Annotated in this window: 17 protein-coding genes, 1 tRNA gene and 1 pseudogene; 8 read left to right on the top strand and 11 right to left on the bottom strand. The window is 68.8% G+C overall.

Annotated elements, in window-relative coordinates; translation table 11 throughout:
- Nucleotides 1-52: 52 nt before the first annotated feature.
- Nucleotides 53-1,312: a sulfotransferase family protein gene (locus T8T98_RS11335; RefSeq protein WP_251105115.1), complete on the top strand. Its 1,260-nt coding sequence runs from the start codon at nucleotides 53-55 to the stop codon at nucleotides 1,310-1,312.
- 66 nt (nucleotides 1,313-1,378) lie between these two features.
- On the opposite strand, the gene T8T98_RS11330 is transcribed toward T8T98_RS11335, so the two are convergent.
- On the bottom strand, nucleotides 1,379-3,742 hold the full coding sequence (locus T8T98_RS11330; RefSeq protein ID WP_251105116.1) for a TonB-dependent receptor: 2,364 nt from the start codon (nucleotides 3,740-3,742) through the stop codon (nucleotides 1,379-1,381).
- Nucleotides 3,743-3,845: 103 nt separating this feature from the next.
- Between T8T98_RS11330 and T8T98_RS11325 the strand changes: the two genes are divergently transcribed.
- A complete protein-coding gene (locus T8T98_RS11325) occupies nucleotides 3,846-4,484 on the top strand; it encodes a TetR/AcrR family transcriptional regulator (protein WP_251105117.1) in 639 nt (212 codons plus the stop codon).
- 19 nt (nucleotides 4,485-4,503) lie between these two features.
- Here the strand turns inward: T8T98_RS11325 and T8T98_RS11320 are convergent, their stop codons facing one another.
- A complete protein-coding gene (locus T8T98_RS11320; RefSeq protein ID WP_251105118.1) occupies nucleotides 4,504-4,908 on the bottom strand; it encodes an SRPBCC family protein in 405 nt (134 codons plus the stop codon).
- Between the two features lie 102 nt (nucleotides 4,909-5,010).
- On the bottom strand, nucleotides 5,011-5,598 hold the full coding sequence (locus T8T98_RS11315) for a TetR/AcrR family transcriptional regulator (RefSeq protein ID WP_251105119.1): 588 nt from the start codon (nucleotides 5,596-5,598) through the stop codon (nucleotides 5,011-5,013).
- A gap of 89 nt (nucleotides 5,599-5,687) precedes the next feature.
- Between T8T98_RS11315 and T8T98_RS11310 the strand changes: the two genes are divergently transcribed.
- Both T8T98_RS11310 and T8T98_RS11305 read left to right on the top strand, forming a co-directional pair.
- On the top strand, nucleotides 5,688-6,197 hold the full coding sequence (locus tag T8T98_RS11310) for a DoxX family protein (protein WP_237487065.1): 510 nt from the start codon (nucleotides 5,688-5,690) through the stop codon (nucleotides 6,195-6,197).
- A 94-nt stretch (nucleotides 6,198-6,291) separates the two neighbouring features.
- Nucleotides 6,292-7,161 (top strand): penicillin-binding transpeptidase domain-containing protein, encoded by an 870-nt coding sequence (locus T8T98_RS11305; protein ID WP_251105120.1) that lies wholly within the window; start codon nucleotides 6,292-6,294, stop codon nucleotides 7,159-7,161.
- A gap of 46 nt (nucleotides 7,162-7,207) precedes the next feature.
- Here the strand turns inward: T8T98_RS11305 and T8T98_RS11300 are convergent, their stop codons facing one another.
- From T8T98_RS11300 to T8T98_RS11275, 6 genes and pseudogenes are all read right to left on the bottom strand, one after another.
- Nucleotides 7,208-8,281, bottom strand: coding sequence for a glycoside hydrolase family 97 catalytic domain-containing protein (locus tag T8T98_RS11300; protein ID WP_322295907.1), 1,074 nt, complete (start codon nucleotides 8,279-8,281; stop codon nucleotides 7,208-7,210).
- Nucleotides 8,277-9,236: pseudogene (locus T8T98_RS11295) on the bottom strand (glycoside hydrolase family 97 N-terminal domain-containing protein); the annotation flags it as partial. The pseudogene T8T98_RS11295 and the gene T8T98_RS11300, both read right to left, overlap by 5 nt.
- Nucleotides 9,233-10,858: an alpha-amylase family glycosyl hydrolase gene (locus T8T98_RS11290; protein ID WP_251105121.1), complete on the bottom strand. Its 1,626-nt coding sequence runs from the start codon at nucleotides 10,856-10,858 to the stop codon at nucleotides 9,233-9,235. The gene T8T98_RS11290 and the pseudogene T8T98_RS11295, both read right to left, overlap by 4 nt.
- Nucleotides 10,855-12,678 carry an alpha-amylase family glycosyl hydrolase gene (locus T8T98_RS11285; RefSeq protein WP_251105122.1) on the bottom strand — a complete coding sequence of 608 codons (1,824 nt, stop codon included), beginning with the start codon at nucleotides 12,676-12,678 and terminating at the stop codon, nucleotides 10,855-10,857. Before T8T98_RS11285 ends, T8T98_RS11290 begins: the two co-directional genes overlap by 4 nt.
- On the bottom strand, nucleotides 12,675-14,231 hold the full coding sequence (locus T8T98_RS11280; RefSeq protein ID WP_251105123.1) for a tryptophan halogenase family protein: 1,557 nt from the start codon (nucleotides 14,229-14,231) through the stop codon (nucleotides 12,675-12,677). The genes T8T98_RS11285 and T8T98_RS11280 overlap by 4 nt, the downstream gene beginning before the upstream one ends.
- Nucleotides 14,232-14,300: 69 nt before the next feature.
- Nucleotides 14,301-17,000 (bottom strand): TonB-dependent receptor, encoded by a 2,700-nt coding sequence (locus tag T8T98_RS11275; RefSeq protein ID WP_251105124.1) that lies wholly within the window; start codon nucleotides 16,998-17,000, stop codon nucleotides 14,301-14,303.
- Nucleotides 17,001-17,281: 281 nt separating this feature from the next.
- Here T8T98_RS11275 and T8T98_RS11270 point away from each other — a divergent pair, with 281 nt between their 5' ends.
- Together T8T98_RS11270 and T8T98_RS11265 are read left to right on the top strand one after the other, a co-directional pair.
- Nucleotides 17,282-18,319: a LacI family DNA-binding transcriptional regulator gene (locus tag T8T98_RS11270; RefSeq protein WP_160733891.1), complete on the top strand. Its 1,038-nt coding sequence runs from the start codon at nucleotides 17,282-17,284 to the stop codon at nucleotides 18,317-18,319.
- 114 nt (nucleotides 18,320-18,433) lie between these two features.
- Nucleotides 18,434-19,963, top strand: coding sequence for an MFS transporter (locus T8T98_RS11265; protein WP_251105125.1), 1,530 nt, complete (start codon nucleotides 18,434-18,436; stop codon nucleotides 19,961-19,963).
- Nucleotides 19,964-20,047: 84 nt separating this feature from the next.
- Here T8T98_RS11265 and T8T98_RS11260 read toward each other — a convergent pair.
- Both T8T98_RS11260 and sppA read right to left on the bottom strand, forming a co-directional pair.
- Nucleotides 20,048-20,122: transfer RNA gene (locus T8T98_RS11260), tRNA-Val, on the bottom strand.
- Between the two features lie 109 nt (nucleotides 20,123-20,231).
- Nucleotides 20,232-22,118: a signal peptide peptidase SppA gene (gene sppA, locus T8T98_RS11255; protein WP_322295673.1), complete on the bottom strand. Its 1,887-nt coding sequence runs from the start codon at nucleotides 22,116-22,118 to the stop codon at nucleotides 20,232-20,234.
- A 225-nt stretch (nucleotides 22,119-22,343) separates the two neighbouring features.
- Between sppA and T8T98_RS11250 the strand changes: the two genes are divergently transcribed.
- Nucleotides 22,344-23,375 carry an aspartate carbamoyltransferase catalytic subunit gene (locus T8T98_RS11250; protein ID WP_251105139.1) on the top strand — a complete coding sequence of 344 codons (1,032 nt, stop codon included), beginning with the start codon at nucleotides 22,344-22,346 and terminating at the stop codon, nucleotides 23,373-23,375.
- Entirely contained in the window at nucleotides 23,372-24,598 is a 1,227-nt protein-coding gene (locus T8T98_RS11245) for a dihydroorotase (protein ID WP_251105952.1), read from the top strand. The genes T8T98_RS11250 and T8T98_RS11245 overlap by 4 nt, the downstream gene beginning before the upstream one ends.
- The last annotated feature ends 7 nt before the right edge of the window (nucleotides 24,599-24,605 follow it).

The following is a 24,605-nucleotide window of genomic DNA, read 5'->3' as shown; positions in this document are numbered from 1 at the left end:
ATTGAACAATCCAGCTATCCGTCCCCCGCGGCGCACGCCTTTCATCGACATCGTGGATTTCGGCATTCGGGCCGGCCGCCGGCTGGGCGCGGTGGCCCCCGCGCGGCTGGAGAAGGCGCACCTGCTGGAACAGGCGGCCGAGGCGGCCGGGCTCGACGATTTCGGCGATCGCTGGTTCGAACGGCCGATGGACGTGCTGCTCGACGCGATCGTGGGCGAGGCGCGGCTGAACGCGGCGGGCGATTTTTCCGCCATGCAGCAGTTTCACCACGTGCTGCGCGACCGGCTGCTGGCGCAGATGTGGTTCCGGCGCCACCCGGAAATCCTCTCGCGCCCGATGCCGCGCCCGGTCGTGATCGTCGGGCCGATGCGTTCGGGAACGACGCGGATGCACCGCCTCCTGGCGAGCGATCGGCGGTTCACCCACATGCGCAGCTTCGAAACGATCAGCCCGGTTCCCCGGCCCGGTTTCGAGGAAGTGATGGAGGGCCGGCGCGAGGATTTCCGGCCGGTCCTGGCCCGGCGGATCATGAAAGTCGCGCGGCTGGCCAATCCGCGGACCCTGTCGATCCACCCGACCGGCCCTTACGAGCCGGAAGAGGAACTGGGCCTGCTGGTCGCCAGCATGTGGGGCATGAAGCACGAGGCGCAGTGGCACGTCCCCAGCTATGGCCGCTGGTGCGAGGGCGAGAGCGCGGTTCCGGCCTATCGCCACATGGCCGACCTGCTGCGGCTGGTCGGCTGGTCGCAGCAGGCATCGAGCCTGCGCCCGTGGATTCTCAAGACCCCGCAGCACATGCTCGACCTGCCCGCGCTGCTGGAGGTGTTCCCCGACGCGCGGCTGATCTTCACCCACCGCGACCCGCTGAAGGTCGTCGGCAGCGCGGCCTCGCTCGCCTGGAACCAGACGATCATCTATTCCGACCATGCCGATCCGGCGCGCATGGGGCGCGAATGGCTGCACAAGACGGCCTTGCAGGTCGAACGGATGCGCGCCGCGCGCGAGACGATCCCGCAGGAACGGATGATCGACGTCCAGTACGAGGACATGGAAAGCGACTGGCGCGGGACGATGGAGCGGGTCTATCGCTTCCTGGGCCTCGACATGGCGCCGGCCCTTCCGGGGATGGAAGACTACATGCGCCGCGCCAGCGCGCTCAAGCGGCGCCCCCATGCCTACAGCCTCGACGAATTCGGCCTGACGAGCGGCGACGTGCTCGACCGGCTGGGCGACTATGTCCGCGCCTTCGACGTGCCGATCGAGGGGACCGCCCCGGCCAGGCAGGCGCGGCGCGGCATGCGCGCATCCTGACCGGCCGGCGCCAACAGGCCGGGGCGCTCGGCCCCGGCCTGTCCCGATCGGCGTCGCTGGCGGCGATCAGTACTTGAACGTCGCGGTGACGAAGACCTGCCGCGGGTTGCCGTAGAACGCCGTCAGCGTGCCTTCCGGCCCCAGCGTGGGGATCGGCTGGCCATTGGCCGTCAGGATCTCGCCCGTCGTGGGATCGGTCGCGACGAACGTGTAACCGGACGTCTTGTACTGCTTGTCGAACAGGTTCTTGCCGTAGAGGCCGATGCTCCACCGGTCGCCCGGCGCGGTATAGACTACGCTGGCATCGACCAGCGCATAGCCGTCCTGGTCGAGATAGGGATTCGGGATCTCGAACTGGTAGGTCTTGCTGCGATAGGAGACCGTGGTGCCGAGATAGAGATCGCCGGCGCCCAGCGGGGCGGTGTAGCTCGCCGTGCCGCTGGCGGTCCACTTCGGCGTGTTCTGCACCTTGCGGTGTTCGGCCACGTCGGTCGGGGTATTGTTGATATTGGTGATGTACTCGTCGTACTCGGCATCGATATAGCCGAGCGAGCCCGACAGGTTGAACCCACCGCCCAGCCGGGCGCTCGCTTCCAGTTCCACCCCCTTGAAGGTCGCCTTGCCGGCATTCGACACGACCCCGCAGAAGCTGGGCAGGCCATTGGCCTCGCAGGCGACCGATCCGGGGACCTGCACGTCGGTATAGTCGGCGTAGAAGCCCGCGACGGCGAGGTTGAGCCGCCCGCCCGCGAGGCTGCCCTTGTAGCCGATCTCGTAGCTGTCGACTTTCTCCGGCGCGAAGCTGAGGAAGGCGGCGATCTCCTCGTCCGAACGGTTGCCGTCGTCGTCGAGGTCGGGCGCATTGCTGCCGACCCCGCGCGGATCGAAGCCGCCGCCCTTGAACCCCTGCGAATAGGAGGCGTAGAGGTTGTGATCGGGCGTCGGCATGAAGCTGAGCGAGGCGCGCGGCGTGAACTTCTTGAACTCGCGGCTGCCGGTGAAGTCCGTCGCCGCGTCGCCGAACGGGATGCCCGCGCCGCCGAAGTAGGGCGATCCGCCGCCGAGGTAGTTCTGCCGCAGGATCGAGGCGGTCCGTTCGTCCCAGGTGTAGCGCCCGCCGAGCGACAGGCTCAGCCGATCGCTGAGGTCGTAAGTGAAATCGCCGAATATCGCGTAAGTCTCGGTATCGACTTCGGCCTGGGTATAGGCGGTCAGGCCGGCGAAGGTGGTGAAGATCCGCACGTCGAACAGGGTATCGGCCCTGGCGTCGAGGTAATAGAGGCCGAGGAGGCCGGTCAGCGGGCCGCCGTCGTCCCACATCAGCTGGAATTCCTGGCTGATCTGTTCGTTGAAATAGACCCCGGGAACGTCGAGATCGACCGCCGGAAGCGCGTCGAAATCGATCGGGGTATAGCTGTCGTCCTTGCGCCAGGCGGAGATCGAGCGCATCGTCAGCGCATCGCTCAGCATGACTTCGGCATTGATCGCCATGCCGTAGGATTCGACGTCCTGTTCCGGGTCGTCCAGCGCGCCGCGCGTGTCGTAGACATTGTCCAGCACCGGCGCGCCCGAGGCGAGCCCCGGGATCAGGCGGTGGCCGCCGCGCGGATTGCTCTTGTCGCGGGTGTAGTCGCCCGAAACGCGCACGAAGACCGGTTCGCCATAGCCGCCCATCTCGAGCGACAGGCGGCCGGCCCAGACGTCCTTGTTATAGTTCTCGATCCCGAGGGTGAGGTTGTCGCCGAATCCCCCGCGCGAGAGGCGGGCGATCGATCCGCCGACGCGCACGATGTCGCCGAGCGGGGCCGAGGCGGTGACGACGGCTTCGGCCTGGTCGTAAGTGCCATAGGTCGCGCGCGCCTTGAGCGAGAATTCCTGCGGCAGGCGCCGGCTGACGTATTTCACCGCGCCGCCGATCGTGTTGCGGCCGTAGAGCGTGCCCTGGGGGCCGCGCAGGACCTCGATCCGCTCGACGTCGTAGATGTCGAGCACGGCGGCCTGGGGGCGGTTGAGATAGACGTCGTCGAGGTAGATGCCGACGCCCTGCTCGAACCCGGAGACCGGGTCCTGCTGGCCGATGCCGCGAATGAAGGCGGAGAGGGTCGAATTGGTCGCGCGCGAGCTTTCCAGCGTCACGTTGGGCACGGCCTGGGCGACATCGGTGATGTCGAGCGCGCCGCGTTCCGCCAGCTGCTCGCCGGAAAACGAGGAAACGGCCACCGGCACGTCGATCAGGCGTTCCTCGCGCCGGCGCGCGGTCACCACGATCACGCCCGCATCGCCCGCCGGGGCGGCCTCCTCGGGCTGCGCGGGCTGGGCCTGGCTTTCCGGGGCCGGCGCCTCCTGGGCCGCGGCCGGCTGCGCGGCCAGGGCGATGGCCGCCGCACTTCCCAGGAGCGCGGCCGCGATACCGGTATCGAAAGTCTTCATGATCCTCTCCTGTCCTTGTTTGCTCCTTCAATATTGAAAGGTGAACCGGGTTTCAAGTTTTCTCTTGCCCTTGCCCGCCACGGGCCCTAGCCCTTGCCGGGGGATGGACATGGAAAAACACGAAAGCGCGCCCCTCGATGCCAAGCGCCCGCGTACCGAGCGCGGCCGGCGCACCTTGCGCAAGCTGCTCGACGCCGCGGCGATCGAGTTCGGCGAAAAGGGATTCCACGAGGCGTCGATCAGCACGATCACCGCGCGGGCGGGCACGGCGCTGGGCAGTTTCTACACCTATTTCGATTCGAAGGAGGCGATCTTCCAGGCGCTGGTTCGCGACATGAGCGAGGCGGTCAAGCTCGCCGCGCGCGAGGCGCTCGACGAACCGGCCCCGGCGCTGGAGCGCGAACGGCAGGCGCTCGCCGCCTTCCTGCGCTTCGCCGCCGAGCACAAGGAAGTCTATCGCATCATCGACGAGGCCGAGTTCGTCGATCCGGACAGCTATCGCCAGCATTACGAGACGACCGGCGCGCGTATCCTCGAACGCCTTCGCGAGGGCGCGCGCAAGGGCGAACTGCGCGGCGACCTGGAGGAAGCCCATGCCTGGGCAATCATGGGCATGAACGTCTTCCTCGGCCTGCGCTACGCCGTGTGGGACGACGGGGCCATGCCCCCCGAACGGGTGGCGGCGCTGGCCAACGACCTGCTCGCGCGCGGGATCGCGCGCCTGGCCCCGCAGGGCGACTGACCGGCCGCCGGGCCTGCGCCTAGCCGGCCCCGGCTTCGCGTTCGATGTTCCGCACCAGTGCGCTTGCCCCTTCGATCACGAGGGGGCGCACCGTTTCGGCCCGCTCGGCGGGCAGGAAATCGCTGGTCCACACGAACCGGCAGCTGTCCGCGTTCCGCGGAAGGATCTCCATCGAGGCGGCGTGACGCTCGAACATGTCGCCCAGGACGCTGTAGGCCAGGCGGCGCCCAGCGTCGTCCACGGTCACCACCTGTTCGCGCACGACCATGCCATTGGCGAACGTGACGGTACGAACGTCGCCTTCCATCGTGCAACCGGTCAGGACCGGCGCGAACAGGCGGTCGGCCCGGTCCACGCGGCGAAGCATGGCCCAGGCCCGCTCTGCGGAGACGGCGATATCGTGCTGATGTCGGATCGTGGCCATTGAAGGGTCTCCTGGGCTGGTGCGGGCCGGCGGCAACCGGCGCGCTATCGGATGGATGGTGGCGGGCAGGGCGGTTGGCGTCCGGCGATTTGCGGGCCCGTTTCACCCGGCATCCGCTTCGCCCCGGTGCGCGTCGATCCCCGGCTGCAACAGCGTGAGTACGCGGTCGGGCGCTTCGTCCGCCCCGACCGGCAGCCGCCCGCTCATCGACAGCAGGGCCAGCCCGTGGACCAGCGCCCAGGCCGCGACCGGGCCCGGATCGCCGGGGTCTTCGTCGCCCGGACGCGCGCTGCTCCGGGCAAGGATCGCGAAGGCTTCGCGCCCGGCCTGCGCGAGCGCGGGATCGGCGGGATCGACTTCGGTTTCGGGCCCGAACATCAGGCCGTAAAGCCCCGGGTTGTCGTGCGCGAAGGCGAGGTAGGCCTTGCCCAGTTCGGTCAGGTTTTCGCAGCCCGCGCGTTCCGCCTCGCGCAGCCGGTCGCGCAGCCTCTCGAAGCCGAGCGCGGCGATCGCCGACATCAGCGCGCGCTTGTCCCTGAAATGGGCATAGGGCGCGGCCTGGCTGACGCCGACCTCGCGCGCGACCGCACGCAGGCTGACCGAGGGCGGGCCGCCGCGCTCGACGAGGCGCAGCGCGGCCTCGATCAGCGCGCTGCGAAGGTTCCCGTGGTGATAGGCATCGTTGGACATTTCGGTTCCTGGCGGCTTGACGCCTCCGCGCGGGTGCGTATCTTAACGGTGTATAGATTGCTGGCGCTCCGACTGAAAGGGGGCATGGGATGTTTTTTCTGGCTCTGATGGCGACGCTTTCCGGCGTGGCGCTGGTCTGGAGTGTCGTGCGCGCCGCGCCGCTCTGTTGGCGGTCGGTCATGCGATATGGAATGGCCGGTGCTTTCCTGTTTACCGGCTTCGATCATTTCCTGAGCCTCGAGACGCGCTACCTGCCGATGATCCCGCCCTATCTCGGCCCGTTCGGGCGCGAGCTGGTGATCGCGTCGGGCGTGGCGGAACTGGCGGGCGCGATCGGCCTCCTGCTCCCCCGCGCGGCGTGGAGCCGCTTGCGGCTGCCCGACATGCGGCCCGTGGCGGGCGTCGGCCTGGCCCTGCTGCTGTCGGTGACCGTGCTCGCCAACGCGCACGTGGCCGAGGCGGGGCTGGAGGTGCAGGGACTGTCCGCCGGGCAGACCTACGCCGCGATCCGCCCCCTGCTGCAGCCGATTTTCATCCTCTGGGCGCTGGTCTGTTCGGAAGCGATCTTTCCCCCGCGCCGAAGCGCGCGAACCAGCTGATCCGCTGCGCCGCATTCCCATTTCCCCGGAAAAAGACAGGACCTATCGACCCATGAGAACCGCCGTCGCCAGGCCCCTGCGACCCGCTCTTCGCATGTTTGCGGTCGCTGCGGGCCTCGTCGCCCTCGCCGGGTGCGAGGCCCATCGGCCATCGTTCCTCGCGCTCCAGCCCCGGCAGGCCGCCGGCTGCGAGGCACTGCCCGACCGGGAGCGATCCACGGTGGTCGTGTTCGATCCCGGGCGGCGCCTGCTGCTCGCCTGCAACCCGCAGCGTGCCGGGGAGCGCTTCGTCCCCGCCTCCACCTTCAAGATCCCCCATGCCCTCATCGCGCTGGACCTGGGGGTGACCGCCCCTTCGGAGACTTTCGCCTGGGACGGGCGGGACCGCGGCGTCGCCGCGTGGAACGCCGATCGCACGCTGGGACAGGCGATCTCGACGTCGGCCGTGTGGGTCTTCCAGGCGCTGGCGGAACGGATCGGCCGGGCGCGGGAGAAGGCCGGGGTCGAACGGCTCGGTTACGGCAACCGCGAGATCGGCGCGGCGGAAGACCTGGGGCATTTCTGGCTCAGCGGCCCGCTGAAGATCAGCGCGCTCGAACAGGTCGACTTCCTGCGGCGGCTGCGCGAAGGCGACCTGCCCGTCTCGGCAGCCGCGCTGCGCGAGGTGCGCGCCATGGCCAGGCTGGAGGCGGACGGGCAGGGCAACGTGGTCCACGGCAAGACCGGGGCCATGCTGCCGATCGACGACGAGGGTTTCCTGCGCGCCGGGGCGGACGACCTGCTGCCCGCCGGTGAAGAGCGGACCGGGTGGTTCGTCGGCTGGCTGGAGCGCGGCGACGGGGAGGGGGAGCCGGTCTATTTCGCGACCAACCTCGATCTCGCGCTGCCGGGGGCCATGGCGGCGCGGCGCAATGCCACCTATGCCGTGCTGGCGGCGAACGGATACCCGGTGCCGGCGCCCTAGATCAGCCTGCCGGCGCAGCCGACCGGGCCGTCCGCGCCCCCGCTGCTCAGGCCCCGGCCGGCGTCAGCCGGATGGCGAAGCCGCCGCCGGGGGCCATGCGCAGGTCCAGGCTGTCGGCCGCGGTCACCTCGCGCCGCTCGATCGCGATGTCGAAGCGCGTCGGCCCCTCGAAATGGGCACTCCCGGCGTCGCGGTAGATCTCCGCCCGATAGGTCCTGCCGGGATCGAGGAAGTCGAGCGCGATCGCCATCTCGCGCGCATCGGCATCGGTGGCCCCGCCCAGGTACCAGTCCTCGCTGTTGCGGTCCTTGCGCGCGGTCACGACGTAGTCGCCGACTTCCGCGGCCAGAACCCGGCTTTCGGACCAGTCGACCGGAACGTCCTTGATGAACCGGAACGGCTCGGGATGCTCGGCATAGTGTTCGGGCAGGTCGGCGACCATCTGGATCGGGGAATAGACCAGGACATATTCGGCCAGGGCCCGCGCCATCGTCATCTGCAGGGGCTGGCCGCGCCCCTCGAGGCTGAGGATACCGGGGGTGTAGTCCATCGGGCCCGAAAGCAGGCGGGTGAAGACCATCGTCGGGACATGGTCGGGGCCATTGGGCGGGGTGCCCCAGGCGCTGAACTCCATCCCGCGCGCGCCCTCGCGCGATACCCAGTTGGGATATGTGCGCCGCAGCCCGGTGTCCTTGACCGGCTCGTGCGGGTTGACCGCGATCTGCCGCTTCGCCGCCTCGGTCACGACTTTCAGGTGGTGGCGCTGCATCACCTGGCTTTCGGTGCACTCGCGGGTCTCGCGCCCGTCGGGATGGACGTAGCGCAAGTTACAGGCATCGGTGACATAGCCGGACTTGATCGTCTTCACCCCGCGCGCGGCCATCAGGTCCAGCCCGGCCTCGAGCTGGCGCTCGTAATTGCCGACATCGCCGCTCGTCTCGTGGTGGCCGACGATCGCCACGCCCTTCGCGGCGGCATGGCGGGCGACGTCCTCGAAATCGTAATCGGGATAGCTGCGGGTGAAATCGAATTCCGCCCCCGTTGAAGAACCAGTTGCCGTCCCAGCCGAGGTTCCAGCCTTCGACCAGCACGCCGTCGAAGCCGTGCTCGGCGGCGAAATCGATGTAGCGCTTGACGTTCGCGGTCGTCGCCCCGTGGCGCGGGCCCGAGCCCCAGGTTTCCTCGTCGAGGTGGAGCGACCACCATACGCCGACGTACTTGTGCGGCTTGAACCAGCCGACGTCGCCGAGCCTGTTCGGTTCGTTGAGATTCAGTTCGACCAGACTCTCCGCCAGGCCGGCCGCGTCGGGCGAGACGCGGATCGTGCGCCAGGGCGTCGCGAAGGGCACCGCGCGCGTCGCCCGGGCCGCGCCGGAGCCGGTCGGTGCCAGCGTCGCGCGAAACCGCGTGCCCGTGGTGCGCTTCACCCACATCCCCGCGAAATCGACCAGGGCCGCCTCGTGGATCGCGACGTGGGTGCCGCCCTCCATGCGGAACGTCAGCGGCGTATGGGCCAGCGAAACGCCATCGATCGGCGTTTCCTCGTACAGGTATTCGTACCGGTTCCACTCGCCGCCCGGTATCCACCAGGCGGTGCCGTTGCGGGCGAGGTTGAACTCGGTCAGCTCGTCGGCGATCCGCAGCGTCTCGCCCATGCTCGGATCGTCGAAGACATAGCGGAAGGCGACCGCGTCGTCGAAGACGCGGAACGTGACGCCGAACCGGCGCTGCTCTTCGCTGTCTTCCTGGAAGCGGACGGTCAGTTCCTCGTGGTGATCGCGCACGAAGCGCTGCTCGCCCCAGGGTTGCTCCCAGGTCTCGTCGTGGCTCGCCCGGGTGCTGCCGGCGATCTGCAGGCGGCGCTCCAGCTTGTCCTGGTCGGTCAGCAGGAAGCCGAGCCGGCTGTCGGTCAGGACGGCCTCGCCGTTCCGGTCCACGCGGTAGAACGGGCGCCCCTCGCCATCGACGTCGACGGTGACGGTGATCGTCCCATCGGGCGAGGCGACGACTTCTTCCGCCACGGCGGGCGCGGCGGGCAGGAGGGCGAGGGCGGCGAAAACGGGGGCAAGTCTCATGGTTCGATCACCAGGGCGCTGTAGGAAGGGAGGGTGGCGGGCGTCGCCGCGTTGGCCGCGGCGAGAACGGTGCCCGCCGCGAGGTCGGCGGGCGGCGCGACGTCCGACGGGCCGAGATTGAACAGGCAGAGCACCCGCTGGCCGGGCGCAGTGCGCTCGATCACGAACAGGTCGCCTACGCATTCGCACCGGCTCACCGCGCCGTGATGCAGGGCCGGGTTGGCGCGGCGCAGCGCGAGCATGGCGCGCGTGTGGTGGAGAAGGGAGCCCGGGTCGGCTTCCTGCCGGTCGACGGCGCGGGCGGCATTGTCCTCGCCCACCGGCAGCCAGGGATCGCCCGCGGTGAATCCGCAATGGGGGGCGCCGGCTTCCCACGGCATGGGCGTACGCGCGCCGTCGCGGCTCAGCGTCAGCGGCCAGTTGGCGATCGCTTCCGGATCGTGGAGCTGGTCGAAGGGAATGTCGACCTGCGCCAGGCCCAGTTCCTCGCCGTAATAGAGGATCACGTTGCCGCGCAGGCAGGCGAGCAGCGTGATCTTCATGCGCGCCGCGCGATCGCGCGCTTCCGGCGGCCACCAGCGGCTGACCGCGCGGGGGGCGTCGTGGTTCTCGAACGCCCAGCTGGGCCAGCCCATCCCGTCTTCATCGGGCCATTCGGCCAGCGCGGCCCGGATCGCCCCCGGCGTCAGCCGGTCGGCATAGAGGAAGTTGAAGCCATAGGCGGAATTGAGGTGCGTTTCCCCCGCGGTGAAGCTTTTCATCTCCGCCTCGGCCCCGTCTCCGCCGACTTCGGCGACGGTGAAGATACCGTCGTACTCGTCGGTCAGCGCCCGGATGCGCTCGATGAAGGCCGGGATGCCGGGGTGCGACATGTTGTATTTCTTGACCTGGAAGTCGAACGGGCGCGTTCGCGGCCGGCCGGTCGGCGGGGCGGCCGGATTGTCGCGCAGCTGCGGGTCGTGCATCGCGAAGTTGAGGGCATCGATGCGAAACCCGTCCACGCCCCTCTCGAGCCAGAACCGCATGACGTCCAGCACCGCGTCCTGCACCGCGCGGTTGTGCATGTTGACCTGCGGCTGCGAGCTCAGGAAATTGTGCAGGTAGTACTGGCCGCGGCGGGCGTCCCAAGTCCAGGCGGGGCCGCCGAACACCGATTGCCAGTTGGTGGGTGGCGACCCGTCGGGCCGGGCATCCGCCCAGACGTACCAGTCGCTTTTCGGGTTGGTCCTGTCGCGGCGGCTTTCGGCGAACCACGGGTGTTCGTCCGAGGTGTGCGAATAGACCTGGTCGATCAGCACCCTGAGGCCGAGTTCGTGCGCGCGCGCGACCAGCGCGTCGAAATCGTCGAGCGTGCCGAAAATCGGGTCGACGTCGCGATAGTCGGCAACGTCGTAGCCGAAATCCTTCATCGGCGAGGTGAAGAAGGGCGAAATCCAGACCGCATCGACGCCGAGCGACGCGACATGGGGCAGGCGGCGGGTAATGCCCGGCAGGTCGCCGATCCCGTCGCCGTTCGAATCCTGGAAGCTGCGCGGATAGATCTGGTAGATCGCCGCGCCTTTCCACCACGGAAGGTCGGCCGTGGTCGCCGCCATGCCTTCCAGCCTTTCGACGCGGTTCATTCGGCGATCTCCGACACGCGGCAGACGGCCCAGCCGAAGGCGGGGAGGGTCACGGTCGCGCTGCCCGGGGCAGCCACGCCGCCCGGGCACTGGCCGGCAAGCGCTTCGAAGCCGCGCGCGTCGTAGCCGACGACCACGTTCGCGCGGCGCGCCTGTGCGGCCGTGTTGAACGCCGCCAGGTACTCGGTGCCGCTATCCGGATCGAACCGGCTGACCGCGAAGATGCCGGCCTCCTGCCCGTAATGGCGCACGACCTGGCGCCCGCGCGAGAGCGCCGGGTGGGCGCGGCGCAGGGCGGAAAGATCCGCGACGAGTTCGAACAGCGGATGCGTTTCGTCGAAATTGTCCTCAGCCGTGGTGGCCGCGGTGCCGATCAGATCGTTGTCGTTGTAGCTGGCGGTCTGCGACGGGAACATGTCCTCGCGCGCGGCCTGGTCGTTGCCGTCGCCGACGAAGCCCTGTTCGTCGCCGTAGTAGATCAGGGGGCTTCCGCGCAGCGTCAGCAGCATCGCGTGGGCGAGCTTGACCCGGGCCAGCAGCTCTTCCTGCCCGATGCCGGGCCGGTCGGCTTTCACCAAGGTCGCGAACCGCCCCATGTCGTGGTTGCCGAGGAAGGTCGGCATGGCCCGCGCGGCTTCCTCGCCGCCTTCGTAGAGCACGTCGCCGTCGAACAGCGCGTTCAGGACGTGGGTGCCCTTGCCTTGCCCCACGGTCTCGCGCATTGCCTGGGCGAAGGCGAAGTCGAGCACGGCGGGGAAGCCGTCGCGCCGCGTGTATTGCGCGATGTAGCCGTTGTCGGCGCTGTCGCGATAGACTTCGCCGAAGATGTGGAAGTTGGGAATCCCTGCTTCGCGCGCGGTTTCCAGCATCGCGGGCACGAAGGCCTGCCAGAATTCCGGGTTCACGTGACGCGCGGTATCGACGCGGAAGCCGTCGATGCCGAAATCGCGAATCCACGCGGCATAGATATCGATCATGCCCTCGACCACGCGCGGGTGCTCGGTGAACAGGTCGTCGAGGCCGACGAAATCGCCGAAGCGGCTGCTTTCTCCGCTGAAGGTCGTGTCGCCGCGGTTGTGGTAGTAGATCGGGTCGTTCAGCCAGGCGGGCACTTTCACGTCGGCTTCGTCGGCCGGGACCACCGGGGTATAGGCATATGCCGGGTCGGTCAGGCGCGCGAAGTTGGCTTGGCTGCGATCCTCGTCCCCCTGGAAGCCGGGATTGATCGGCTCCCCGTCGATCCCGCCCTTGCGCGAATAGGGATAGTCGCCGCGGCTGCGATAGGCATAGCCCGTCTCCTCCCCCTCGGCATAGCGGATGACGTCGGCGGTGTGGTTGGTGATGATGTCCATGTAGACCTTCATCCCGCGGGCATGTGCCGCGTCGACGAAGGCCTTGAACTCGGCGCGCGTGCCGAAATGGCTGTCGGGCCGGGTGAAATCGGTCACCCAGTAACCGTGATAGCCGGCGCTCTCGGCGCCGGGATCGCCCTGGACCGGCTTGTTCTGGAAGATCGGGGCGAACCAGATCGCGGTTACGCCCAGGCGTTCGAGATAGTCGAGACGGCGGGTCAGCCCTGCGAGGTCGCCGCCATGGAAGAAACCCTTGTGCGCAGGGTCGAAGCCGTGCGCCAGGCGATCGCCCGCGAAGCCGCCCCTGTCGTTCGTGCGGTCGCCGTTCTCGAACCGGTCGGGCAGGACGAAATAGACGATCTCCTCGCTCGGCAGCCGGTCGCGGAAAGCGGCCCGGGTTTCGGCCGTCTCGGCACGCGCCGTCGTGGCGAGGCCGAGCGCGAGAAGGGGGAGGGCGTAACGGATCATGCGGCGGCTTCCAGTTTGCGGCGGCCCTGTTCGGCGAGCCGGCTGACGTAGTCTTGGTGATCGGGCATGCGCGCGACATCGCGGGCATAGGCGTTGCGGACGGTGTCGAGGAACTGGCCGAGCTGTTCGCGTGAAAGCTGGTCGGCCAGCGGGTGCCAGGCTTGCGGCTCGATCCCCTGGCCGAGCATGACCTGGACCCAGCCGGGCACGTCGAACAGTTCGTCGTGGTCGCGAACGACCTTCCCGCCGGCGCGGAACATGGCCAGCTTCTCGGCCAGCGTGTCGGGGATCGCCATGTGCCGCAGCGCGTCCCAGAACGGCTGCCCCTCGCGCCCGTTGGCGTGGTAGTGGAGGATGATGAAGTCGCGGATACGCTCCATCTCCCACGCCGCGCGGCGATTGAAGTTCTCGCGGTCGGCCGCGCCGAAACCGGACACCGGCAGGTAGTCGAGCAGGCGATCGATGCCGGTCTGGATCAGGTGAATGCTGGTCGATTCGAGCGGTTCGAGAAAGCCCGACGACAGGCCGATCGCCACGACGTTGCGGTTCCATGCCTGCCGGCGCATCCCGGTCGTGAAGCGCAGCAGGCGCGGTTCGGCGGTCGGCGCGCCGTCGAGACTGGTCAGCAGCACGTCGCACGCGGTGTCTTCGTCGATGTGCGCGGAGCAGAAGACATGCCCGTTGCCGAGCCGGTTCTGCAGCGGGATGCGCCATTGCCACCCCGCCTCGCGCGCGGTCGCGCGGGTATAGGGCAGCCACGGTTCGCCCGGCTCGCAGGGAACGGCGATCGCGCGGTCGCAGGGCAGCCAGTGCGACCAGTCGGTCCAGCCGGTCCGCAGCGTCTCCGCGATCAGCAGCCCGCGAAACCCCGAGCAATCGACGAACAGGTCGCCCGCGACGCTCTGCCCGTTCTCCAGCCGGACCGCGGCGACGTGGCCCGTCTCGCCCTGCGTTTCGACGCGATCGATCCTGCCTTCCACGCGCACGACGCCGCGCGCTTCGGCATAGCGCCGGAGATAGGCGGCATAGAGCCCGGCGTCGAAATGATAGGCGAAGGGCAGGGGAGGCAGCGGGCTGCCGGCCTGGCGCTCGACATGGGCGAAGCGGTTTTCGCGGCAGGCGACGGCGTTGAGGACATAGTCGCCGATCGGCCCGGCCAGCCCCTCGGCCCGGGCGCGCAGCCAGTAATGCTGGAACGGGAGCAGGCCGAGCCCGCGGCCGACCAGGCCGAAGGCATGGAGATAGCGGCTGTCGGGTGCGCCCCAGCCGACGAACTCGATCCCCAGCTTGTAGGTGCCATTGGTCGCGGCGATGAATTCGGCCTCGTCGATGCCCAGCGCCGCGTTGAAATTGCGGATCATGGGAATGGTCGCCTCGCCCACGCCGACCGTGCCGATCGCGTCGGATTCGACCAGCGTGATCGACCAGTCCGTATCGCAGAAGCGCGACAGCGCGGCCGCGGTCATCCAGCCGGCGGTGCCCCCGCCGACGATGACGATCCGGCGCCCGGGGCGCGGCTGGCGCGCGCGGTGCGGTCCAGGCTGGCTTGTCATCACGCCTCCCCCAAGAAACGGCGGCGATTCCCCGGTACCCGAAGATACCGGGGAATGGCGCCCTGACGATCAGAACTTGTAGGTGAAGCCGCCCATGAAGCGGCGCCCGTAGTTCTGGTAGTTCATCACCTGCAGCGGCTCGCCCGGGTTGATCGCGACGAAGGGCTCGTTCGTCAGGTTGAAGCCCTGGAGGAAGAGCGACAGCCCCTCCAGCGTGCTGCCCGGCTGGAAGTCGTAGCCGATCTGCGCGTCCACGATCGTCTCTGCCTTGGCGCGGCGCCGGACGCGATTGGCGCCGAAGCCGGAGAAATCGCCGAGGAAGGTCGAGCGGTAGCGCATCGAGCCGCGGACCGAGAAGCCGCCCTTCTCGAAATAGGCGGTGCCGTTGGCGACCCAGCGCGAATAGCCGGGAATGTCCGACGGGGGCGAATCCGGGTCGGGCTGGATCTTGGACTTGGTGTAGCTGACCCCGCCGGTGACGCCGAAGCCTTCCAGCGCGGAAACGAATGTGTCGAACGGCAGCGTGCCCGCCAGCTCGACGCCGTAGATCTCGCCCCCGTCGCCGTTGATCGGCGCGCTGATGCGCCCCTGGTAGCTGAACGGATACCCCGGATCGACGACAGGGAAGCTGCTGTAATCGAACGGCCTTTCCGCCGTGTAGATGTAGTTGTGCAGCTTCTTGTAGAACAGCTGGGCGGCGAGGTAGCCGGCATTGCCGAAGTATTTCTCGAAATTCAGGTCGAACGCAGTCGCGCGGTAGGGGCGCAGGTAGGGATTGCCGCCCGAACCGGTCACGATCGCCTCGATCGGGTCCACGCCGTAGCTGAAGTTGACCCGCATGTCGTCGAGCCGCGGGCGCTGGATCTCGCGCGCGGCGGCGACGCGGATGATGAAATCGCTGTCGAAACGCAGCGACAGGTTGATGCTGGGCAGGACGTCCCAGTAATTGTCGCCCAGCGTGCGCTCGATGATGCCCTGCGCGGCCCCGGTGTTGACGAAGCCGGTCGAGCTCTGGTCGGTATGGATCGCCTGGACGCCGAAGTTGCCGGTGAGAAGGGCGGAGCCGAGGTCGCTCTCGATATTGCCCTGGGCGTAGAACGTCATGATGTCTTCGTTGATCGCGAAGCTCTTGAACAGGACGTCTTCCGCCTCGTTCGGGACGATCACGTATTCGCCGCCGTTGAGCAGGTCGAGCGGGTTGTAGCTGACCATCGGGCCGAGGCCGAGATAGTCGAGGTTGGTCGGCTCGAGCAGGTACTGGTCGGGCACCTGCGCCTGAAGGCGATCGCCGGAAAGATGCAGGAAGTACTCGTCGGGCACGAGCGTCTTCTGGCGCGTCACGAAGTTGAACCCGGCCTCGATCGAGCGGAGGAAGCCGCCGGCCAACTCCTTCTCGATATCGGCCTGGAACTGCCACAGCTCGTCCTCGACGATGCGGTCGTTGTAATAGCCGTGCTGGCGGCCGCCCGGCGCTCCGCCGCCCCAGCCGAGGGGGTCGGTCAGCTGGATCAGCGCCGGATCGCTGTAGTCGAGCACCTGGTCGGTGAAGAAAGTCCCGCTGGTGGTCGAGCGGAAAGTCAGCGTGTCGGTCGCTCCGGTGCCGCCGCCGGGCGCGGTGCCGGCGTTCGATTCGAGGATCAGCTCGTTGCGGTCGGTGCGCGAGAAGCTGACGTCGGCGTTGACGTTCCAGCCGTCGTCGCCCTCGTGCGCGATGTTGAAGCCGCCGGAATAGAGCTTGGCCTTGCGGACGTAGTTGTGGTTGTTCACGACCGCTTCGACGCCCGAGAACGTGCCGCCGGTGACCAGGCCGTCGTTCACTTCCAGCCCGGTGGGCGAAAGCTGCGCGCCCGACCATGCGAGCGGAATCTCGATCCCGCGCTTGATGTTGGTATCGTCGAAGTCGGAATAGAACCCGTCGAGCGTCAGCATCGTGGTCGGCGACGCCTGGTACTGGATCGTGCCGTTGACGCCGAGCCGCTTGAGGTTGGACGAGGTGACGAAAGGCTTCACGCCGCCGATGACCTGGTTGCCGTCGGGCCCGTCGGCGTAGCCCCAGGCTTCGAATTCTTCGGTCTGGTACGGCTCCTTCGAATAGGCGACCGACAGGGCCAGGCCGAGGGTGTCGTTGGCGAACTGGTCGACGTAAGTGCCGAACGCCCGGTAGCCGAAATCGTCGGACCCGCTGTTGAGCTTGCCGAGATCGGCGTGGACGCCGCGCGCGCCGACGGCGATGACCTGCTCGCCCTTGTCGAGCGGGCGGATCGTGCGGATGTCGATCGTGCCGACCAGGCCCTGGCCGACGAGGTTGGCCGAAGGCGACTTGTAGACATCGACCGAGCTGACGATCTCCGACGGATACTGGTCGAACTCGATCCCGCGGTTGTCGCTGGTCGAGGTCTGCTGGCGGCCGTTGAGCAGCGTGCTCGAGAAATCCGGGCCGAAGCCGCGCACCGAGATATAGCCGGCGCGGCCCGAGATGCGCTGCGAGGTGAGACCGGGCAGGCGTGCGATCGATTCGCCGATCGAGGCATCGGGCAGCTTGCCGATGTCCTCGCTCGAAACCGATTCGATGATCTGGTCCTTCTCGCGCTTCTCGGCGATCGCGCTTTCCAGCGAGGCGCGATAGCCGGACACGATGATGACATCCTCGTCGCCGCCCTCGGCGCTTTCCACCGGGTCCTGCGCTGCGGCCGGGCTGGCCAGTCCTGCCAGCGCGGCGGCGCAGGCCGGCAGGCTGACGGTTGCAGTAAGCTTGCTGCGAATTGCCATTTCGATGCACTCCCCAAACGGCCCGGAACCTATGCTGGTTGCCTGGGCGAAAATCTCCAGTCCCACGCGGGCAGCGCGTCACCACGATGCCCGGTCGATGCCCCGCATAGGTCCGGTGCGATCGGGGGCGGAAGACAGCATACGTATGTTGTTGCGGCGCACGCGAGGCCGGCCGGTGCCGCCCGTGCGGGGTTTGGGCGCCCCGCCGTTGCCCGTTCTGCGCGGCTTTTCTATGCAGGCTGGCGGGGGCCATGCGGCACCCCTGCCAGAGGAGAGGAGCGATGGGGCGCAAGCCGACCGGCCGTCCGACCAGCTTCGACATCGCCTATGCCGCGGGGGTCTCGCAGCCGACGGTCAGCCGGGCGCTGCGCGGCGACAAGGCCGTCAGCGCCAAGACCCGCGCGAAGATCGAACGGATCGCGCGCGAACTCAACTACACGGTCGACAAGAACGCGTCCTCGCTCCGCAGCCAGCGCTCGAACACGATCGCGCTTCTGTTCTTCGAGGACCCGACGCCCGATGACAGCATGATCAACCCGTTCTTCCTCGCGATGCTGGGATCGATCACCCGGGCCTGCGCCGACCGCGGGCTGGACCTGCTGATCTCCTTCCAGCGCATGGAGGACGACTGGCACGTCCAGTACCAGGACAGCCACCGGGCCGACGGACTGATCCTGCTCGGTTACGGCGATTACACCCGCTACCGCGAACGCATGGAGCAGCTGACCCGGCAGGGCACGCATTTCGCCCGCTGGGGATCGGTTTCCAGCGACACCAGCGGCGTGACCGTGGGGACCGACAATGTCGCCGCGGGCCGCCTGGCGGGCGAGCACCTGATCGCCCGGGGCCGCCGCCGGATCGCCTTCCTCGGCCATGCCGACGACCATTATCCCGAGTTTGCCGGCCGCTATCGCGGGCTGGGCGATGCGTTGGAAGCGGCCGGCCTCGCCTTCGATCGCTCGCTGCAGTTCGACGCGCTGACCACGGAGGAGGAAGGGCGCGCCGCGGCGCAGGCGCTGCTCGACAGCGGGCAGGCGTTCGACGCGATCTTCGCCGCGAGCGACCTGATCGCGATCGGCGCGATGCGCGCCCTGGCCGATGCCGGGCGCGCCGTGCCCGAAGATGTCGCGGTGGTCGGCTTCGACGACATCCCGGCCGCCAGCCTCACGACCCCGCCGCTGACCACGGTGATGCAGGACATCCGGGGTGCCGGCCAGGCCCTGGTCCAGACCCTGCTGGCCCAGATCGAGGGGCGCGACCTGCCCCCGCGCAAGCTGCCGGGCAAGCTGGTCGTCCGCGGCAGCAGCGGCGCCGCCTGACCGGCCAACGTATTCGTATACGCACTTGGCGGCCGGTCGCTGCCGTGCAAGCGATCGGGGAAGCGAGGATTGCACGCGGACGAAGATCCGCGGGACAGGGACGAGGGACAGGGCATGGACCAGGTGCTGCGGCAGAAGCCGCGCCAGAGCTTCGCCGGGCTGTGGAACATCAGCTTCGGATTCTTCGGCATCCAGATCGGTTTCGCCCTGCAGAACGCGAACATGAGCCGCGTCTTCCAGACCCTGGGATCGAGCATCGACGACTTGCCCGCGCTGTGGGTCGCCGCGCCGCTGACCGGGCTGCTGGTCCAGCCGATCATCGGCCACTTGTCCGATCGGACCTGGAACCGGCTGGGGCGCCGCCGCCCCTATTTCCTCGCCGGGGCGATCCTGTCGGCCCTCGCGCTGTTCCTCATGCCGCTCAGCCCGGCGTTCGGCGCGCCCCTGCTGTTCGCCGCGGCGATGCTGTGGCTGCTCGACGCCTCGCTCAACATCTCGATGGAACCCTTCCGCGCCTTCGTGGGCGACATGCTTCATGCCGATCAGCACGCGGCGGGCTACGCCGTGCAGACCGCGTTCATCGGCGCGGGCGCGGTGGTCGGTTCGATCTTCCCCTGGTTCCTCGAACAGGCCGGCGTCAGCAACCTCGCCGCCGACGGGGGCCTGCCGGGGACGGTGAAGTGGAGCTTCTGGGCCGGCGGCATCGCGCTGTTCACCGCGGTCATGTGGACGGTTTTCACGACGCGCGAATACAGCCCCGAACAGCAGGCGGCCTTTGCCGAAGAGCAGGCGCGCGCGCCGACCCCGACGGTCGATGCGCTGGCGGGCAAGAGCTATCGCGCCAGCGCGCTCTGGATCGCCGCGGGGGTCGCGGTGCTCCTGTCGGTCGACTGGGCCGGCTTCGAAAAGGAAGTCCTGCTGCTCGGCGCGCTCCTGGTCGCCTACGGCATTCTCAGCGCGCTCGGCATAGGGCTGGCCCGGCGCGGGCGAACGGCGAACATGCTTTCCAGCATCGTCGGGGATTTCTCCGGAATGCCCCCGGTGATGAAGCGGCTCGCGCTGGTCCAGTTCTTCAGCTGGTCGGCGCTGTTCATCATGTGGATCAACACCACGCCGGTCGTGACCCAGTACGTGTTCGGCAGCAGCGATACGACCAGCGTCGCCTATAACGAGGGGGCGAACTGGGTCACCGTGCTGTTCACCGTCTACAACGGGGTCGCGGCGGTGGCCGCGCTCCTCCTGCTACCCTGGCTCAGCCGAAAGGTCGGGCAGGTGATGACCCACTCGATCTGCCTCACGCTGGGCGCGGCGGGTTTCCTGATGTTCTTCGCGGTGCGCGACGCGACGATGCTGCTGGTGGCGGAAGTGGGCATCGGGATCGCCTGGGCCAGCATCCTGGCGATGCCTTACGCGATCCTCGCCAGCAACCTGCCGCAGGCCAAGCTCGGCATCTACATGGGGCTGTTCAACGTCTTCATCGTGATCCCGCAGCTGCTGGTGGCCACGGTGACCGGAAGCATCATGCAGGCCCTGTTCCCGGGGGAGCCGGTGTGGACGATGCTCTTCGCGGCAGCCAGCTGGCTCGTCGCCGCGATCGCCATGCTGCGGGTTAAGGCGACGCTGCCGCACGCCGGCCAGGGGTAGGCGGCGCAGCCCGCGCAGGACCGCCCGGCCGCCGGCGCGGCCGTGCCGATGGCACCACGAATCCGGTCATCCACGGAGAAATCGTGGTGGGCGCGGCAAGGATTGAACTTGCGACCCCACCCGTGTGAAGGGTGTGCTCTACCACTGAGCTACGCGCCCGCCCGACGGCCTTGCAAAAGGCTGCCTCTGCGGCAGGGGCGCGCCTTTGCCATGGGGACGGGCGAATGGCAAGCGGTCTCTGCCTGCAGGCGAACCGCTTGCCCGTCGGTCAGTCGAGCAGGGCCGCCAGCCGCGCCAGCCAGCCGCCCCGGCCGGCATCTTCCGCCCGGGCGGCCGCCGGCGGCGGGCATTCGAGGCAGTAGGCCTGCATCCCCCGCGCGCCGAGAAGCCGCTCGAACGTCCGGACAGCCTGGCCGATCCGGGCCTGTTCGCCGCGCGCGACAACGGCGAAGAGATCCCCGCCCCCGCCATCCAGCCCCCGGCCGGCCTCGCCGGTCACCATCTGGCGGACCAGCGATTCGTAGGGCTGCGCGTCGTCGCCGAGGTATTCGACGTGCCAGTCGTCTTCTTCCAGCTCGGCCTGGGCGGCGACCCATGCGATCGCATCCTGGAGGCCGCCGTACTGGTCGACCAGGCCCAGCTGGCGCGCGGTGCCGCCGTCCCACACGCGCCCCTGGCCGATCTCGTCCACCCGCTCGGGCGTGAGGTTGCGCGATTCGGCGACGCGGACGAGGAAATCGCGGTAACCGTCCTCGATCGAGCTTTGCAGGATCGCATCGACCTCGGGCGTGAAGCCGCCGATCAGGTCGGGCTGGCCGGAAAGCGGCGTCGTGCGGACGCCGTCGGCATGGATGCCCCATTGCGCCGCCGCATCCTCGAACGTCGGGATCACGGCAAAGATGCCGATCGACCCGGTGATCGATTCGGGCTCGGCAAAGATCCGGTCGGCCGGGGTCGAGACCCAGTATCCCCCGCTGGCCGCGACATTGGCCATCGACACGGCGACCGGGATGTCGTTCGCCTTGTGTCGCAGGATCGCGCGCCGGATTTCCTCCGATGCGGTGACGGATCCGCCCGGCGAATCGACCCGCACGACAAGCGCGGCGAGGTCTTCGTCGAGCGCGTCGAGAAGCAGGTCGCGGATGCGATCGCCGCCGGCGGTGCCGGGGCCGGCATCGCCGTCCACGATTTGTCCGGCGATCGTGACGACCCCGATCTTGCTGCCCGTTTCGTCGGGCTCGATCTCGGCCAGCCAGGGTTCCAGCTCGCTATGCGCGAAGGTGCCCGGCGTGTCGTCCCAGGTGTCGGCCCCGGCAATCTCGGCCACGCGTTCGCCGAACTCGGTCTTGCTGCCCAGCTCGTCCACCAGCCCGGCCGCCACCGCGGCGGTCGCCAGGTCGCCGTCGCTCTCGGCAATCCATTCGGCCGGCTGCGCGGTGATGCGGTCGAGCTGGATCTGCGGGCGGGCCTTCTTCACGTTGGCCTGCCACTCCTCCCACAGCGCGCCGTAGAGCGCCTGGTAGTTCTCGCGCGCCTCGGGCGACATGTCGTTGCGCGAATAGGGTTCGACCGCCGACTTGTACTCGCCCACCTTGTACACCCGGGCGCGGACGTTCAGGTTTTCCAGCAGTTCGCCGAAATAGAGGTTCGACCCGCCCGGCCCGGCGACGAGCGCGCCGCCCATCGGATCGACCCAGACCTCGCTCGCGTGGGAGGCCAGCATCATCGCGTCGTCGCCATAGACAACGGCATAGCTGAGCACCGGCTTTTCCGCCGCGCGCACGCGGTCGAGCGCGGCGCCGATTTCCTGCAGGTGGACTTGCCCGCCGCCGAGGAACGAGGTGAGGTCGAGCACGACAGCCTTCACCCGCTCGTCCGTCGCGGCCTCGTCGATCGCGCGCACCAGGTCGCGTGCCTGGAACTCGCCGATCGGCGGTTCGCCCGAAAGCAGGACGCCGATCGGGTCGATCGGGCTGCTTTCTTCCACCACCACGCCGTCAAGTTCGAGCAGGAGGGCCCCTTCGCGGACCTGGGCCGGGCTGGGGCGGGCCGTCAGTATGGCGTAGAGCGCCATGAAGAACAGGAGGAGGAAGACGAGGCTCAGCCCGTCCTTGATCCCCACCAGCAGCCGCCAGACCTTGCCTGCAAAACTCATCTTCGGAAAAACCCCTGAAATCGCGCGATTGCCGGCAACCTAGTGCGGTCGGGGCACGGGTTCCAGCCGAAAGGGTGCGAGCGACCGATGCCGCTCGACAAGGGGCTTTGCGCATAGCCCGGGCGGCGGGGGTGGATCGCCGTTCGGTCGTATCGCCGGGCGGGTAGGGGCTTGGGCGGCAGGGCATTGCCAGCGCCACCGGTGCCCCCTAAGGGGCTGGCTTCGATGGCATCGACGGGCACCCCCAATCCTCCCGGCCGCTTCCCAGCGGGGGCGCGGGCATTTCCACATCGCGACCTGACCGGTATCGCGCAGCTGGAACGGCACGAGATCCTGTTCCTCCTGGCCGAGGCCGAACAGTGGGTGGAATTCAACCGGCGCGCGGACAAGCATTGCGACGCGCTGTCGGGCCAGACGATCATCAACGCCTTTTTCGAGAACTCGACCCGCACGCTGCTCAGCTTCGAGATTGCCGGCAAGCGGCTGGGCGCGGACGTGGTGAACATGCACGCGGCGCAGTCGAGCGTGAAGAAGGGCGAGACGCTGATCGACACCGCGGTCACGCTCAACGCCATGCGGGCCGACGCGATCGTCATCCGGCACGGTTCCAGCGGCGCGGTGGACCTGATCGCGAGCAAGGTCGATTGCCCGGTCCTCAATGCCGGGGACGGTCAGCACGAACATCCGACGCAGGCCCTGCTCGATGCGCTGGCGCTGCGCCACGCACTGGAAGCCCGCGGCGAGGGGAGCGAGGATTTCACCGGCCTGACGGTCACGATCTGCGGCGACATCCTGCACAGCCGGGTCGCGCGCTCGAACATTCTCTGCCTCCAGGCGCTCGGCGCGTCGGTTCGGCTCTGCGCGCCCCCGGCGCTGATGCCGGTGGGCGTGGAGGCGATGGGGGCCGCGACTTTCGCCGATTTCGACGCCGCGCTGGACGGGGCGGACGTGGCGATGATGCTGCGGCTGCAGACCGAGCGGATGAGCGGGCAATTCATTCCCTCCGCGCGCGAATACCACCATCTCTACGGGCTGACGCGCGCGCGGCTGGATCGGTGCGCGCCCGACGCACTGGTCATGCATCCGGGGCCGATGAACCGCGGGGTGGAGATCGACAGCGACGTGGCCGACATGCTCGACCGGTCGATCATCACCCGCCAGGTCGAAATGGGGGTCGCCGTGCGCATGGCCTGCCTCGACGTGCTGACGCGCCGGGGCAGGGCCGTTCCCGGCTGGAACGACGGGCAATGGACATGAAGCAGGAACGCGCGATCACCGTCACGGGGGGGCGGCTGGTCCTGCCCGAAGGCGTGAAGGCGGGGAGCCTGCGGATCGTCGATGGCAGGATCGCCGCCCTCGGCGACGTCGCGCCGCAGGACGGCGACGAGACGATCGATGCCCGTGGCGGCCTGGTGGCGCCGGCGCTGGTGGACCTGGGGGTCTTCGCGGTCGACAAGCCCGCGTTCCATTTCGGCGGGATCGTGCGCGCGGCGCTGATGCCCGACCAGGCGCCGCCGCTCGACCTGCCCAGCCGCGTCTCGCACCTGGCCAAGAGCGGGAAGCCCGATGTCTGGGTCCACCCGCTGGCGGCGGCCACGCGCGCGCTCGAAGGGCGCGAGCTGGCAGAGATCGCGCTGATGAAGGCGGCCGGCGCGCGGGGCATCGCCACCGGCCGGCAATGGATCGGCGATTCGGGGGTCATGCTGCGCCTGCTGCAATACGCGGCGATGCTCGACCTCGTGGTCGTGACCCATGCCGAAGATGCCGCGCTCGCCGGTTCGGCCGCGGCGACGGCGGGGGAAATCGCCACGCGGCTGGGCCTGCCCGCCGCCCCGGCCGAGGCCGAGGCCCTGGCGGTCGCGCGCGATGTCGCGCTGGCGGAAATGAGCGGCGCGCGCGTCCATTTCCGGCAGCTGACGACCCGCGCGGCGATCGACATCGTGCGCGAGGCGAAGGCGCGCGGGGTGCGCGTTACCGCCGGCGTCACCCCGGCGCATTTCATGCTCTCGGACCTGGCGACGGCCGATTTCCGGACCTTTGCCCGCCTGTCCCCGCCGCTGCGCTGCGAATCCGACCGGCAAGCAGTGATCGAGGCGATCGGTGACGGGACGATCGACGTCGTCTGCTCGGGCCACGATCCGCGCGGGCCGGAGGACAAGCGCCTGCCGTTCGCCGACGCCGCGCCGGGCATGGCAGGGGCCGAAACCCTGCTGGCGATGACGCTGACGCTGGTGCGCGACGAGGTGATCGATTTCGCCCGCGCGTTCGACCTGCTGGCGGGCGCGCCGGCGCGCCTGCTCGGCGCTGAGGCGGGCGCCCTGCGCGAAGGGTTCGAAGGCGACGTGGCGCTGATCGATCCCGAGAGGCCGTGGGTCGTCGATCGGCGGAAAATGGAGGCGACGGCCGGCAACACGCCGTTCGACGGTCAGCCCGCGCAGGGGCGCGTACTCGCGCTGTTCAAGGGCGGGGTGCGGCTCTAGGCCGCGC

The sequence above is a fragment of the Pelagerythrobacter marinus genome (assembly GCF_034375205.1).
Taxonomy (GTDB): Bacteria; Pseudomonadota; Alphaproteobacteria; order Sphingomonadales; family Sphingomonadaceae; genus Pelagerythrobacter; species Pelagerythrobacter marinus.
The sequence above is the reverse complement of the archived record's forward strand: the minus strand, read 5'-3'. Positions and strand labels throughout refer to the sequence as shown.